The organism is Sphingopyxis sp. GW821-FHT10B01 (assembly GCF_059415685.1).
In genome coordinates, this window is record NZ_JBWKNS010000001.1 from 107732 (window position 1) to 121426 (window position 13695).

The following is a 13695-nucleotide window of genomic DNA, read 5'->3' on the forward strand; positions in this document are numbered from 1 at the left end:
CACGCCTCATAAAAACCCGGGGGCTCAATCGGTCGCGGGCGACTCTTCATCCACGGAAAAATCGTCGGCCGGCATCATGAAATTGACCGTTTTAACACAGCCCGAAGCGCCTTGCGGCGAGGGAACGACACGGCCGCTGCGCACGATGAAGGTCGCCTGCTGCCCGAAATCGGTCGACGGCTGCGCGTCAAGCACCTTCACATTGCCGATCTCGCCCCAGGGCGCGACGTCGAAGGAAACGATCGCCCACCCCTCGATCGCACGCTTGCGATAAGCGGGGGGATAATGGGTCGTCGGCGAGACCGCCCATTCGACCTTCGCCGGACAGACGGCATTCGCGGGACGCTTCTGCCCCTCCGCAGGTCGCTTGGGCGGAGTGAGCTTCGTCGCCGCGCGCCAATAGGGATAGAGGCACCCCGTCCGCGCCCCGCCGGTGAAACCCGATGCGCGCACCGCGTCCACCGCCGCGGCGTCCAGTTCGGCGCTGCCCGTGCTGTGCGCGATCCGTGCGTTGATCGGTCGGCCCCTATCGTCGGTATCATATGCGACTAGCGACCAGTCCCGGCTCCCCGGCGTTGGTGTCACCTTCGAAAAATCGGGATAGGCGCGCACCAACGTCGCCGGCCGCGGCTTGTCGCGGCAATCGCCGACGGTGCTAAAGCGGTCCCACCCCGCCTGCGGCAGCTTTTGGCCGGTGGGATGGATCGAATAGGCGATCAGGTCGGCAATCGGCGCGCTCGCCAACGGATCAATCTTGGGCATATAGCCTATTTCGCAATTCTCGCGCTTCGTGCCCGGAGGAAAGCGGCTCGCTGCCAGCGCCGGGCCGATATCCTGCCCAAAAGGATGGGCGTCGCGGACGATCGAGCGCGTCCGCCCCGTCGCATCGATCGCAAAGCGATAGGTCGTCGCCTTCAACCGTTGCGGGTCCATCGTCGCCAATTCGACCGCGGGGCGCTGCAGCGCCCCGCCCGGAACCGCAACCCCGTCGCAGCGGACCTCGCCGGGACTCCACGACAGCAGCTGAACCGATTGCGCCCCGCCGACCGGCGGAACCCAGGCAGCCGATGCCGCAGCGGATAGAAGAAGCGCACCAAAACCCGATATCGCCATAGTGAATGACCCCGCAATTTCGCAAGCCAGACTAGCGCGATTGCGGGGCCTTACAAGGTTGAAAAGCAACAATATTGGAAGGCTATTTCATCCCCGCGCGCTCGTCGGCAAGCCGCTTTGCGAGCAATTTGCGCGAGCGGTCGGCATAGGCGCGGCACGCACCGGGCTTGTCATTATAGCGCCCCTCGCCCGCATTGTCGGGGTGCGCCGAGATCAGGACATCGCATGCCAGCCGGTCCATCAGCTTGTAGCTCGCCTCGAATCCCTTCACGATCGGCGCGCTCGACGCCGCGGTATAGCGATAGTCGTCGCCCGACACCGGATTGAGGCTCGACGCGAAGACGATCGCCTTGCACGCCTTGGCCTCACACGCTTGCCAGCTCCAGCTCATGCTGCCCATCGTATGCCCCGGCGTCGCGTGGGCGGTGATCGCCGTGCGGCCAAGCTTCAGAACCTCACCGTCCTTCATCACGCGCAGCCGCGTCACCGCCGGCCAGCTCCCGCCATAGCTGAATTGCGGGTCGTCCTTCGCCAGCGCCCCCGCGCGCAGCCCTTCGGCGCCGCGCGCGCTCGCCACCACCGCGGCGCCAGTGTCGCGCGCCAGCGCGGCAAACCCGCCGCCATGGTCCCAATGCGGCTCGGTGCTCAGAATAAATTTGATGTCTTTCGGGTCGAACCCCAGCTCGCGGACATTCGCCAGAATCGCGGGCGCGGCCTGCGGCAAAGCCCCGTCGACCAGCACCAGCCCCGCGCCCGTATCGATCAGCGCGACACTCAACCCGCCGAAACCGACCAGATAACTCGTCCCGAAAATCGCCTCGGGCGGGCGCGGCGCGAGCCACTCTTTGGCTCGCTCGACCGCCATCGGCCGCGTCAACGGGTCGTCGGCCACCGGCGCCACGGCACCCGCGGCCGCCTGCCCGCTCGCCGCCTCGACGAGCGGCAGCGGAACGTGGTTCACACCCGCCAGCCAGGCGGCGATTGTCATCATTGCGATCATATCATTCTCCCTTCGGCGCCCGGATGCCCATCGACGCCGCGCGCGAAAAGCCATGATTTCTCGACAAAGCCATGAGAATATTTCATGTCGCGCTATGGACCGCGCCCAACTCCCCCTGAATGCCCTTCGCGCCTTCGAAGCCGCAGCGCGCCACCTTAATTTCACTCGCGCCGCGATCGAGCTTTGCGTCAGCCAGGGCGCGGTCAGCCATCAGGTCGCGCAGCTCGAACGCCGCCTCGGCACGCGGCTCTTCCACCGCCTCCCGCGCGGACTCGCGCTCACCGACGAGGGGCATGCGCTCGTCCCCGTCATCGCCGATGCCTTCGACCGCGTCGCCGCGACGCTCGACCAATATGCCGACGGCCGCTTCCGCGAAGCGCTGAAGGTCGGCGTCGTCGGCACCTTCGCGACCGGCTGGCTGCTCCCCCGCCTCGACACCTTCGCGCGCGCCCACCCTTCGATCGACCTGCGCATCTCGACCAACAACAACCGCGTCGACCTCGCCGGCGAAGCGCTCGATTACGCGATCCGTTTCGGGGACGGCGCCTGGCACGGCACCCACGCCGAACCGCTAATGGCGGCGCCGATGGCGCCCGTCTGCGCACCCGCGGTCGCCGCGCGCCTCAAAACCCCCGCCGACCTTGTCCAAGAGCGCCTGCTCCGTTCGTATCGCGCCGACGAATGGGCGCTCTGGTTCGACGCCGCAGGCGTCCCCGCGCCCATATTGCGCGGCCCCATCTTCGACAGCTCGGCGCTGATGGCCTCGGCCGCCGCCGCGGGGCTTGGCGTCGCGCTCGCGCCGCCCGCGATGTTCACCCGCGAACTCGCCGCCGAACTGCTCGTCCAGCCGTTCGCCACGACGATCGACGCCGGCCGCTATTGGCTCACCCGCCTGATGTCGCGCCCCGAAAGCGACGCGATGCAACGCTTCAGGGACTGGCTCGTCGAAGAGATGGCGGCGGGCTGAGCGATCGGTGGGCACAGCTCGAAAACCGACACGCCGCGCCGCTTCGCACTGGACAGAATCACCGCCCCGCCGCTACCGGCGCCCCATGGGTATCACAGCAACAATCATGAACATCGCCACCGGCCAGCCGATCCAGAAAATGACCTTCGGCCGCATGCCGAAACCATGGGCCAGCTTCAATCTCGAAACCGGCGAGCTCGTTACCAGCGAGCGGATCGACGTCACCCCGCCCGCCCCGGGAAAATTCGCCGCGACGGTGCATGTGTGGGTGAAGGTCAAGGCAAAGGACTGACGTCCGGCGTCTGGCTGCCATCCAGGGCACCGACCTGCGTTTCCAGCCAGATAAACCGTCCCGGTGTTTACGTCGTAAACATAGATTGTGGCCGCGCGGCCCAAAAGTTACCACTGTTAACACGACCTGCCGTACAAGGGTCGCCGGCGAGCCTCTGCCCACTTCCTCGACTACCGTTCTACGTCGAATTCTATCCCGGGCACTAGGCACCGGCTGTTCATTCCGGCGGTGGGATGTGGCGATAAACACTATCCGTGGGGTCGCCACCGCGCGCCGCCGGATCGCGAACGCCGCCGATCCGCTCGGCAACGGCGATCGACCGCATATTTCCCGGAGCAATATAGCTGACGAGCGACGCGAGCCCCAATGTGCCGAACGCCCAGTCGCGCATTCCGGCGGCGGCCTCGCTCGCATATCCCTTGCCCTCATGCCCGTCATAGATGAGCCAGCCCAGCTCCTTTTCCGGAAAGAGCGGACCATGGTTGATGCCGACCTGTCCGACGCACAGGCCGGTATCCGCAAGGTCGATCATCAGCGCGCCATGCCCGAAAAACTGCCACTGGGCCGCATCGTGGCAGAACATCCCCCAAGCCCCATGCTCGTCAAACGGCCCGCCCATGCCCGCGGCGCGCGGCGAGGCCAGAAAGTCGAAATAGGCCGCAAAATCGTCGATTGTCTGCGCGCGCAGCGTCAGACGCGCGGTGCTGATGGTGGGGATTGGTTCGCCCGGCATTCAAATCCTCCCTGTTCCCCGGATCGCGACCGCCGTCCGCTGTCCGCGGCGGCGCCATGCTCCGCTCGCTGATATTCGCAAAGGCATCACTCACATTACATCGGCAGGTATCGGGACACCTTGACCCTCAAAAGCTGCACCAGCGCTTCGTCCATGAACTCATAATCGTCGGGGATGTCGAGACAGACAATTCGCGCGTCTTTCAGCGCCGCCCGATATCGCCGCTGAAGCTTGTTGCGATGGGCCTTTTCCATCACGAAAATGATATCCGCCCAACGCACAAGTTCGGACGTCAGCGGATTTTCCGCATCATTGTTGGTCCCCGCCGAAGCCGTTTCGAGCCCCGGATGGCCAGCGAATATCTGCTCGGCGGTCGGGCTGCGCAGCTTGTTCTGGCTGCACACGAACAGGATGTTGCTTACCTTCGCCAAACGGCCACGTCCCTGTTCACCCCAGCACCCAGCTCCGCCGCGGATAACCCTGTGCCCACAAAAGCGCGGTCAGATCGTGATGACGGATCACCGCCGCCGCCGCTTCGGCTGCCGCGGGATGCGGATAATAGCCGATCCCCAGCCCCGCCGCGGTGATCATCGGAATGTCGTTCGCGCCGTCGCCGACCGCCAGCGTGTCGGCGAGCGGCAGGCCATGCTTGGCCGCCTCGGCCTTCAGCGTCTCCAGCTTGGCCTTGCTGTCGACGATCGGCTCGATCACCTTGCCGGTCAGCTTGCCGCCCGCAATCTCCAGCTCGTTCGCGATGATCCTGTCGAACCCGATCGCCTCGCCGACCGGCCCGGCAAAGGGCATGAAGCCGCCCGAGATCAGGATCGAAAAAGCGCCATGCGCCTTCATCGTCTGCACCAGCGTCCGCGCGCCGCGGGTCAGGCGCACCCGCTCCATCCGGCAATCGGCCAGCGTCGATTCGGGCATGCCCGCGAGCAGCCCGACGCGCTCCTCCAGCGCCGCCCGGAAATCGAGCTCGCCGCGCATCGCGCGCTCGGTGATCGCCGCAATCTCGGGCTTCAGCCCGGCATAGTCGGCCAGTTCGTCGATGCATTCGACCGTGATCATCGTCGAATCCATGTCGGCGATGATCAGCTTCTTGGTCCTGTCGCCCAAGGGCTGGACGACGATGTCGAGCGCGCCATGGTCCATCAGCGCCAGCTCCTTGCGCGCGCTGACCAGACTGCCGTGAAAGACGATGTCCGCCGCGTCATGCTCGTCGAGCCAGTGCGGCGCGCCGACATCGTGCCCCGTCGCCGCGAGCCGGTCGATTCCTTCGCGAACCACCTCGTCGGTCAGCTTTCCGGCTGCTATCAGCGTCGCGACGAACATGACATCTCCTTTTATCTCTTCGGCGCACAAGCCGCCTCTCGCGCTTATTGCCGGACCCACCGCCAGCGGCAAGAGCGCTTTGGCGGTCGCGCTTGCAAAAACGCTCGAAAACGGGATCGTCATCAACGCCGACGCCAGTCAGGTCTATGCCGACCTCAGGGTCCTCTCGGCGCGCCCGGACGCGGACGAGATGGACGGCGTCCCCCACCATCTCTTCGGCCATGTCAACGGCGCCGAGGCGCACAACGCCGCACGCTGGGCCGACGAAGCCCGCGCCGTCATCGCCGCGGCGCACGACGCCGGCGACGTGCCGATCCTTGTCGGCGGCACCGGCCTCTATATGCGGACCTTGCTCTACGGCATCGCCCCCGTCCCCGAAATCGATCCAGCGATCCGCGAGGCGGTGCGCGCCATGCCCGTCGCCGACGCCCACGCCGCGCTGACGACAGCCGATCCCGACGCCGCCGCGCGCCTCCATGCTGCCGACACTACGCGCGTCGCCCGTGCGCTCGAGGTCGTCCGTTCGACCGGCCGCACTCTTGCCCAATGGCAGGAGGCACGCGAGGGCGGCATTGCCGACACGATCGCCCTCGCTCCGATGATCCTGCTGCCGCCGCGCGACTGGCTGCGCGACCGCTGCGACCAGCGCCTCGTCCGGATGTTCGCGTCCGGCGGCATCGAAGAGGCCGAGGCGCTGCTCGCGCGCCATCTCGATCCCGATCTTCCCGCCATGCGCGCCATCGGCGTCCCGCAGATCGCGGCCTTCCTTTCGGGCGAGGTCGACCGCGCCGCGGCGCTCGACCTCGCCCAGGCCGCCACCCGCCAATACGCAAAGCGCCAGTTTACGTGGTTCCGCCACCAACTGCCGGCCGACTGGTCACGCCACGAAGAGTCATTAAACATCGATTTTATCGATGATTTAGCAATAATATTACGTGATAAGCTGTTGACAAGATAGAATCATACACCTATTGCCCGCAGCCCTGTTGCAGCGCACAAGCGCCGCGATTTTTGCGGAAAGGAGTTTTGTCGTGACGGAAATGAGTGGTGCCGACATGGTGGTTCAGGCACTGGTCGACCTCGGGGTCGATACGGTGTTCGGATATCCCGGCGGTGCAGTCCTTCCGATTTACGATGCGCTCTACAAGCATCCGACGATTCAGCACATTCTCGTCCGCCACGAGCAGGCGGCAACGCATGCGGCAGAGGGCTATGCACGCTCGACCGGCAAGCCTGGCGTCGTGCTCGTCACCTCTGGCCCCGGCGCGACCAACGCCGTCACCGGCATCACCGACGCGCTGCTCGACTCCATTCCGATGGTCGTGCTGACCGGGCAGGTGTCGACCGCGCTGATCGGTACCGACGCATTCCAGGAATGCGATACGGTCGGCATCACACGCCACTGCACCAAGCATAATTATCTCGTGATGGACCCCGATCGCCTCGGCCCGATCCTGCACGAGGCCTTCCATATCGCGACGCACGGCCGCCCCGGCCCGGTCGTGATCGACATCCCGAAGAATGTGCAGGTCGCGACCGGCCGGTACGAGATCCCCGAAAAGATCGCGCACAAAAGCTATCGTCCGCAGGTCGATCCCGACGCCGATGCCATCGCACAGGCGGTCGCGATGATCGCCGCGTCCGAGCGGCCGATCTTCTACACCGGCGGCGGCGTGATCAACGCCGGCCCCGATGCCAGCGCGGCTTTGCGCCAGCTCGTCGCGCTCACCGGCGCTCCGGTCACCTCGACCCTGATGGGGCTCGGCGCCTTCCCGTCGGACGACGAGAAATGGCTCGGCATGCTCGGCATGCACGGCACGTACGAAGCCAATATGGCGATGAACCGCGCCGACCTGATCATCGCGGTCGGTGCGCGCTTCGACGATCGCGTGACCGGACGCCTCGACGCCTTCTCGCCCGATTCCAAAAAGATCCACATCGATATCGACCGCAGCTCGATCAACAAGATCGTGCCCGTCGACCTCGCGATCGTCGGCGACGCCGGGCGTGCGCTCGATGCGATCATCGCAGGCTGGCAGGACGCGGGCCACAAGGGACGCGACCTTGGCGAATGGTGGCGCCGCGTCGACGGCTGGCGCGCGACGCGTTGCCTCGACTTCCCCGAAAAGAAGGAAGCCGGTGCCGAAATCATGCCGCAGCGCGCGGTCAAGGCGCTGTTCGACGCGACCCGCGGCATGGACCCGATCATCACGACCGAGGTCGGCCAGCACCAGATGTGGGCGGCGCAGCACTTCGGCTTCGCGGCCCCCAACCGCTGGCTCACCAGCGGCGGGCTCGGCACGATGGGTTATGGCTTCCCCGCCTCGGTGGGCGCGCAGATCGCGCACCCCGACCGCCTCGTCATCTGCATCGCGGGCGAAGCTTCGCTCCAGATGAACATCCAGGAAATGGGCACGGTCAGCCAGTACCGCCTGCCGGTGAAGATCTTCATCCTCAACAATGAATGGATGGGGATGGTCCGCCAGTGGCAGGAACTGACCTACGAAAGCCGCTATTCGAACAGCTATTCGGACAGCCTGCCCGATTTCGTGAAGCTCGCCGATGCCTATGGCTGGACGGGCCTGCGCATCGACACGCTCGGCGAGCTCGAGGACGGCATCCAGACGATGATCAACACCCCCGGACCGGTGATCGTCGACTGCCGCGTCGCGCAGCTCGCCAATTGCTTCCCGATGATCCCGTCGGGCGCCGCGCACACCGAAATGCTCCTCCAGCCGAGCGACGTTACCGGCACGATGGACGACGAAGCCAAGGCACTGGTGTAATCCTATGAAAATCAAAACCGAAGCCGGCGAGCGCCATGTGCTCGCCATCACCGTCGATAACGAGGCCGGGGTGCTCGCGAAGATCACCGGGCTGTTCACCGCGCGCGGCTATAATATCGAAAGCCTGACCGTCGCGGACATCAGCTCCGACCACGCGCTCAGCCGCATCACCATCGTCACCTCGGGCTCGCCCGCGATCATCGACCAGATCATCGCGCAGCTCGACCGCCTCGTTCCCGTGCACAAGGTCATCGACCTTGCCGATCAGGGCGCGCATGTCGAACGCGAGATCGCGCTGGTGAAGGTCGCGGGCAGCGGCGAAAAACGCATCGAGGCGCTGCGCCTTGCCGACGTCTTTCGCGCCAAGGTCGTCGACACGACGCTGACCAGCTTCATCTTCGAGATCACCGGCGCCAGCGAAAAGGTCGACCGCTTTATCGCGCTGATGCGCGAATGCGGCCTCGTCGAAGTCGGCCGCACCGGCGTCGTCGCCATCGCCCGCGGGCCGGAGGCGGTTTAGAATTACAGAATGACGTTTCAACGCTCGTCACCCCGGACTTGATCCGGGGTCCATGGATGCCGGATCAAGGCCGGCATGACGAAAAACCGATGGGGAAGAATGACATGCAGGTTTATTACGATCGCGACGCCGACCAGGATCTGATCAAGGGCAAGAAGGTCGCCGTCGTCGGCTATGGCAGCCAGGGCCACGCGCACGCGCAGAACCTCCGCGACAGCGGCGTCACCGACGTCGCGATCGCGCTTCGCCCCGGCTCGGCCACCGCAAAAAAGGCCGAAGCCGCCGGCTTCAAGGTGCTGTCGAACAAGGAAGCCGCCGAATGGGCCGACGTCATCATGGTCGCCGCGCCCGACGAGCATCAGGCAAAAATCTATGCTGACGATCTCGGCCCCCACATGAAGCCCGGCGCCGCGCTCGCGTTCGCGCACGGCCTCAACATCCACTTCGGCCTGATCGACGCGCGCCCCGACATCGACGTCTTCATGGTCGCGCCCAAGGGCCCCGGCCACACGGTGCGCAGCGAATATCAGAAGGGCGGCGGCGTCCCCTGCCTGATCGCGGTCGCGCAGGAAGCCAGCGGCAACAGCGGCAACGGCTATGCCAAGGCGCTCGCGCTCTCCTACGCCTCGGCGGTCGGCGGCGGGCGCAGCGGCGTCATTGAAACCACCTTCAAGGAAGAGTGCGAAACCGACCTCTTCGGCGAACAGGCCGTGCTCTGCGGCGGCATCACCCACCTGATCCAGGCGGGTTTCGAAACCTTGGTCGAGGCGGGCTACGCCCCCGAAATGGCCTATTTCGAGTGCCTCCACGAAACCAAGCTGATCGTCGACCTCCTCTATGAAGGCGGCATCGCGAACATGCGCTATTCGATCTCGAACACCGCCGAATATGGCGACATCAAGACCGGCCCGCGCATCATCACCGACGAAACGAAGAAGGAAATGAAGCGCGTCCTCGCCGACATCCAGTCGGGCCGCTTCGTCAAGGACTTCGTGCTCGACAACCAGGCCGGTCAGCCCGAACTGAAGGCGAGCCGCAAGGCCGCCGCCGCGCATCAGATCGAAAAGACCGGCGCCGAACTGCGCGCAATGATGCCGTGGATCGCCAAGAACCAGCTGGTCGACAAGGCGAAGAACTGACGGCCTTTCGCAATCGCGGGCAAGGAGCTAGGGCGGGGCGATGACATCCGACCTTTCCTTTGCCTGCGACTGCGGGACCGTTTCGGGGGCGATGCTCGGCGTCGGCCCGGTGCGTGGCGATCATCTGATATGCCATTGCAGCGATTGCCAGGATCTGACGCATTATCTCGGCCACGCCGAACGCCTGCTCGACGCGCACGGCGGCACCGCGCTTTATCAGACGCGCTGCGCCCGCATGCGGCTCGACACCGGCCGCGAGCGGCTCGCCTGCATCCATCTGACCGACGCGCCGACGCTGCGCTGGTATGCCACCTGCTGCCGCGTACCGCTGTTCAACACCTATGCGAACGGCAAGCTCCCCCTGATCACGGTCCAGCTCGGCGCGTGCGATGCAGCGGCGCGCGAACGGCTCCTCGGTCCGCCGCGCGGCCACATCTTCACGCAGGACGCCGCCGGTGATACGAGCGGTCTGCCCAAATTGAGCATGGTCACGCTGATGCGGCGCTTTTTCATGCGCGCGATCAAGGACATCGTCTCGGGCGATCGGCGGCGAGCGGCGCTCTTCGACGCAAAGACATTCGAACCGATCGCCACCCCGCACCGGCTGACAGACGAGGAACGGCGAACGCTCAATCGCAACCCGACTGGCCCGACGCCCTAAGCTGAAAAGACATCATGGCGAAACCTCCCTTCTCCGCTCACCACGCCGACCTCGCGGCGCTCGCGCACGACAGCCGCCGCCGCACCCTCGCGCCGCGCGCCGGTCGCGATTTCGCCTCGAACGACTATCTCGGCCTCGCCGATTCCGATGCGCTGCGCTCCGCGCTCACCGCGGGCATCGAACGCGGCCTGCCCGCAGGCTCGGGCGGCTCGCGCCTGCTGCGCGGCAATCACGCGGAGCATGAGGCACTCGAAGCGCACGCCGCACGCCATTATGGCAGCGAAAGCGCGCTCTTCTTCCCCACCGGCTTCGCCGCCAACGCCGCGCTGTTCGCGGCGCTGCCCCAGCGCGGCGACCTCGTCGTCCATGACGCGCTGATCCACGCGAGCGCGCACGACGGCATGAAGCTCGGCCGCGCCGGCTCCATCGCCGCGGCGCATAACGACGCGCAGGCGTTCGAGGACATCATCGCACGCTGGCGCGCCGGCGGCGGCGCAGGAACGCCGTGGATTGCGGTCGAAAGCGTCTACAGCATGGACGGCGACCGCGCCCCGCTCGCCGATCTCGCCGCCATCGCCGACCGCCACGACGCCATACTCGTCGTCGACGAAGCGCACGCGACGGGGGTTTTCGGCGCGGGCGGCGCCGGGCTCGCGCACAGCCTTGCGCGCCGCGACAATCTCGTCACGCTTCACACCTGCGGCAAGGCACTCGGCGCCGAAGGCGCGCTGCTTTGCGCCCCCGCGATCGCCACCGACTTCATCGTCAACCGCGGACGCCCTTTCATCTTCTCGACCGCGCCGTCGCCGCTGATGGCGTGGCTCGTCCGTCAGGCGATCGAGATCGTCGCGAACGAGCCAGAACGGCAGGCGCACCTCCACGCGGTCGTGCGCCACGCCGCCGAACGCCTTGTGCCGCTCGGCATCCCAGCCAGCGGCACCCAGATCCTGCCCGTGATCATTGGCGACAACGAACGCACGATGCGCATCGCAGGCAGCCTGCGCGACGCCGGCTTCGACATCCGCGGTATTCGCCCGCCGACCGTGGCGCAGGGGACCGCGCGCCTGCGCATCGCCATCACGCTCAATGTTGACGAAGATAACATCGACGCGATGGCCGACGCGCTCGCCGATGCGATGGCGGCCGCGTGACGCGCTTCGTCGTAACCGGAACCGATACGGGTATCGGAAAAACCATATTTTCTGCGGGCTTAGCGCAGGCGACCGCGGCGCCTTACTGGAAGCCGATCCAGTCGGGGCTCGAAGAGGAGACCGACAGTGAGGTCGTCGCACGCCTCGCGGGCGTGCCGATCTTCCCCGAAGCCCACCGCCTTGTCACCCCCGCCTCGCCGCATTTGGCCGCCGAAATTGACGGCGTTAACATCGACCCCGATTTGCTCATTCCACCGCGTGGCAAGCTGATCGTCGAAGGCGCCGGCGGCGCGCTCGTCCCGGTAACGCGCACCACCCTCTACGCCGACCTCTTCGCGCGCTGGCAGCTTCCCGTCATCCTCTGCGCACGCACTGCGCTCGGCACGATCAACCACAGCCTGCTCACGATCGAGTCACTCAAGTCGCGCGGCGTCCCGATCCACGGTCTCGCCTTCCTCGGCGACGCCGTGCCCGACAGCGAGGCAATCATTTCCAGGATCTCGGGCGTTCGTCGCCTCGGCCGCCTGCCGATCGTCGATCCACTAACGAACGAAACCCTCGCCGCCGCGTTCAAAGCGAACTTCCAAATCGCCGACTTCGCTTAGGTCCAGCACCGTTCGCCCTGAGCTTGTCGAAGGGCCGTCCTTCTCTTATCCGCCGCCAAAGAAAAGCAGTGCTTCGACAAGCTCAGCACGAACGGAAAAGAAATATGGCTGAATCCCCCGTCTGGCACCCCTTCACCCAGCACGGGCTCGGCGATCCCGTTCCACTGATCGTGCGCGGCGAAGGCGCGCGCCTCACCGACGCACAGGGCCGTCACTGGATCGACGCGATCTCCAGCTGGTGGGTCACCACCCATGGCCATTCGCACCCGCGCATCATGACCGCAATCCGCGATCAGTCGGAAAAGCTCGACCAGCTCATCTTCGCCGGATGGACGCACGAGCCCGCCGAAACCCTCGCTGCCGAGCTGATCCGCATCACCGCCGCCCCGCTCACCCGCGTCTTCTTTTCGGACTCGGGTTCCACCAGCGTCGAGGTCGCGCTGAAGATGGCGCTCGGCTATTTCGCCAATATCGGCGAGCCGCGCAGCCGTATTCTCGTCCTCGAACACAGCTATCATGGCGACACGATCGGCGCGATGTCTGTCGGCGAACGCGGCGTATTCAACAAGCCCTATGAACCTTTTCTCTTCGATGTCGGCACCATCCCCTTCCCTGCCGAAGGCCGCGAACAGCAAACACTCGACGCGCTCGAAGCCGCCTGTGCACAACGCCCTGCCGCCTTCATCGTCGAACCGCTCATCCTCGGCGCGGGCGGCATGCTCATCTATCCGGCATGGGTGCTCGCCGAAATGCGCAGCATCTGCGCGCGCCACGGCGTCCTCTTCATCGCCGACGAGGTGATGACCGGCTGGGGCCGCACCGGCAAGCGCTTCGCCTGCGATCAGGCGGGCGTCATCCCCGACATCGTCTGCCTGTCGAAAGGCCTGACCGGCGGCGCCCTGCCGCTCGCGGTCACCCTGTGCATCGAGCCGATCTTCGCCGCGCATTATTCGACCGACCGCAGCAAAACCTTTTATCACTCGAGCAGCTACACCGCGAACCCGATCGCCTGCGCCGCCGCCAACGCCAATCTCGCCATCTGGCGCGACGAGCCGGTGCAACAGCGTATCGACGCGCTCGCCGACGCGCAGGCTGCGCACCTGTCGATGCTCAGCCACGACAGTCGCGTTTCCAACCCCCGCCGTCTCGGCACCATCGCCGCGCTCGACATCGTTGTGAAGGACGCAGGCTATCTTTCGAACCTCGCCCCATGCCTGATCGCTTTTTACCGCGATAACGGGGTCTTGCTACGCCCGCTCGGCAACACCATCTATGTCATGCCGCCCTATTGCATTACCGGTGACGATCTCGCTGCGGTCTGGACCGTGATATCGGCTTCGCTTGACGCATCATTCGGCTGAGGTTCATCTTCGCGGCATAGACAGAATGACAGGGG

Annotated in this window: 15 protein-coding genes; 10 read left to right on the forward strand and 5 right to left on the reverse strand. The window is 65.7% G+C overall.

What is annotated here, in order from left to right; genetic code table 11:
* Positions 1 to 24: 24 nt before the first annotated feature.
* Positions 25 to 1113 carry a TonB family protein gene (locus AC07NV_RS00460; protein WP_495164373.1) on the reverse strand — a complete coding sequence of 363 codons (1089 nt, stop codon included), beginning with the start codon at positions 1111 to 1113 and terminating at the stop codon, positions 25 to 27.
* 82 nt (positions 1114 to 1195) lie between these two features.
* Positions 1196 to 2113 carry a subclass B3 metallo-beta-lactamase gene (bla, locus tag AC07NV_RS00465; RefSeq protein ID WP_495164374.1) on the reverse strand — a complete coding sequence of 306 codons (918 nt, stop codon included), beginning with the start codon at positions 2111 to 2113 and terminating at the stop codon, positions 1196 to 1198.
* 94 nt (positions 2114 to 2207) lie between these two features.
* Between bla and AC07NV_RS00470 the strand changes: the two genes are divergently transcribed.
* Both AC07NV_RS00470 and AC07NV_RS00475 read left to right on the forward strand, forming a co-directional pair.
* A complete protein-coding gene (locus AC07NV_RS00470; RefSeq protein WP_495164375.1) occupies positions 2208 to 3080 on the forward strand; it encodes a LysR substrate-binding domain-containing protein in 873 nt (290 codons plus the stop codon).
* Between the two features lie 85 nt (positions 3081 to 3165).
* On the forward strand, positions 3166 to 3372 hold the full coding sequence (locus AC07NV_RS00475; RefSeq protein WP_495164376.1) for a hypothetical protein: 207 nt from the start codon (positions 3166 to 3168) through the stop codon (positions 3370 to 3372).
* A gap of 217 nt (positions 3373 to 3589) precedes the next feature.
* Here AC07NV_RS00475 and AC07NV_RS00480 read toward each other — a convergent pair whose 3' ends face one another.
* From AC07NV_RS00480 to serB, 3 genes are all read right to left on the reverse strand, one after another.
* Positions 3590 to 4105: a GNAT family N-acetyltransferase gene (locus tag AC07NV_RS00480; protein ID WP_495164377.1), complete on the reverse strand. Its 516-nt coding sequence runs from the start codon at positions 4103 to 4105 to the stop codon at positions 3590 to 3592.
* 95 nt (positions 4106 to 4200) lie between these two features.
* On the reverse strand, positions 4201 to 4536 hold the full coding sequence (locus tag AC07NV_RS00485) for a low molecular weight protein tyrosine phosphatase family protein (protein WP_495164378.1): 336 nt from the start codon (positions 4534 to 4536) through the stop codon (positions 4201 to 4203).
* Positions 4537 to 4552: 16 nt separating this feature from the next.
* Complete coding sequence (gene serB, locus AC07NV_RS00490; RefSeq protein ID WP_495164379.1) at positions 4553 to 5437, reverse strand: phosphoserine phosphatase SerB; 885 nt, start codon at positions 5435 to 5437, stop codon at positions 4553 to 4555.
* Between serB and miaA the strand changes: the two genes are divergently transcribed.
* The 8 genes from miaA (at position 5436) to AC07NV_RS00530 (ending at position 13660) form a co-directional block, all read left to right on the forward strand.
* Positions 5436 to 6395 (forward strand): tRNA (adenosine(37)-N6)-dimethylallyltransferase MiaA, encoded by a 960-nt coding sequence (gene miaA, locus AC07NV_RS00495; protein ID WP_495164380.1) that lies wholly within the window; start codon positions 5436 to 5438, stop codon positions 6393 to 6395. The two genes, serB and miaA, sit on opposite strands and share 2 nt — an antisense overlap.
* A 73-nt stretch (positions 6396 to 6468) precedes the next feature.
* Positions 6469 to 8223, forward strand: coding sequence for a biosynthetic-type acetolactate synthase large subunit (ilvB, locus tag AC07NV_RS00500; protein ID WP_495164381.1), 1755 nt, complete (start codon positions 6469 to 6471; stop codon positions 8221 to 8223).
* A gap of 4 nt (positions 8224 to 8227) precedes the next feature.
* Positions 8228 to 8743, forward strand: coding sequence for an acetolactate synthase small subunit (gene ilvN, locus AC07NV_RS00505; RefSeq protein ID WP_495164382.1), 516 nt, complete (start codon positions 8228 to 8230; stop codon positions 8741 to 8743).
* A 104-nt stretch (positions 8744 to 8847) separates the two neighbouring features.
* Positions 8848 to 9882 carry a ketol-acid reductoisomerase gene (gene ilvC / locus AC07NV_RS00510; protein ID WP_495165134.1) on the forward strand — a complete coding sequence of 345 codons (1035 nt, stop codon included), beginning with the start codon at positions 8848 to 8850 and terminating at the stop codon, positions 9880 to 9882.
* A gap of 40 nt (positions 9883 to 9922) precedes the next feature.
* Positions 9923 to 10543: a DUF6151 family protein gene (locus AC07NV_RS00515; protein WP_495164383.1), complete on the forward strand. Its 621-nt coding sequence runs from the start codon at positions 9923 to 9925 to the stop codon at positions 10541 to 10543.
* 14 nt (positions 10544 to 10557) lie between these two features.
* Positions 10558 to 11694 carry an 8-amino-7-oxononanoate synthase gene (locus AC07NV_RS00520; protein ID WP_495164384.1) on the forward strand — a complete coding sequence of 379 codons (1137 nt, stop codon included), beginning with the start codon at positions 10558 to 10560 and terminating at the stop codon, positions 11692 to 11694.
* Positions 11691 to 12299, forward strand: a complete 609-nt coding sequence (gene bioD / locus AC07NV_RS00525; protein WP_495164385.1) for a dethiobiotin synthase — start codon at positions 11691 to 11693, stop codon at positions 12297 to 12299. Before AC07NV_RS00520 ends, bioD begins: the two co-directional genes overlap by 4 nt.
* Positions 12300 to 12403: 104 nt before the next feature.
* Positions 12404 to 13660 (forward strand): adenosylmethionine--8-amino-7-oxononanoate transaminase, encoded by a 1257-nt coding sequence (locus AC07NV_RS00530; RefSeq protein WP_495164386.1) that lies wholly within the window; start codon positions 12404 to 12406, stop codon positions 13658 to 13660.
* Positions 13661 to 13695: the final 35 nt, after the last annotated feature.

Coding starts and splice junctions, on each gene's coding strand:
- AC07NV_RS00460 (WP_495164373.1), bottom strand. CDS start 1,113: ATGGCGATATCGGGTTTTGGTGCGCTTCTTCTATCCGCTGCGGCATCG.
- bla (WP_495164374.1), bottom strand. CDS start 2,113: ATGATCGCAATGATGACAATCGCCGCCTGGCTGGCGGGTGTGAACCAC.
- AC07NV_RS00470 (WP_495164375.1), top strand. CDS start 2,208: ATGGACCGCGCCCAACTCCCCCTGAATGCCCTTCGCGCCTTCGAAGCC.
- AC07NV_RS00475 (WP_495164376.1), top strand. CDS start 3,166: ATGGGTATCACAGCAACAATCATGAACATCGCCACCGGCCAGCCGATC.
- AC07NV_RS00480 (WP_495164377.1), bottom strand. CDS start 4,105: ATGCCGGGCGAACCAATCCCCACCATCAGCACCGCGCGTCTGACGCTG.
- miaA (WP_495164380.1), top strand. CDS start 5,436: ATGACATCTCCTTTTATCTCTTCGGCGCACAAGCCGCCTCTCGCGCTT.
- serB (WP_495164379.1), bottom strand. CDS start 5,437: ATGTTCGTCGCGACGCTGATAGCAGCCGGAAAGCTGACCGACGAGGTG.
- ilvN (WP_495164382.1), top strand. CDS start 8,228: ATGAAAATCAAAACCGAAGCCGGCGAGCGCCATGTGCTCGCCATCACC.
- ilvC (WP_495165134.1), top strand. CDS start 8,848: ATGCAGGTTTATTACGATCGCGACGCCGACCAGGATCTGATCAAGGGC.
- AC07NV_RS00515 (WP_495164383.1), top strand. CDS start 9,923: ATGACATCCGACCTTTCCTTTGCCTGCGACTGCGGGACCGTTTCGGGG.
- AC07NV_RS00520 (WP_495164384.1), top strand. CDS start 10,558: ATGGCGAAACCTCCCTTCTCCGCTCACCACGCCGACCTCGCGGCGCTC.
- AC07NV_RS00530 (WP_495164386.1), top strand. CDS start 12,404: ATGGCTGAATCCCCCGTCTGGCACCCCTTCACCCAGCACGGGCTCGGC.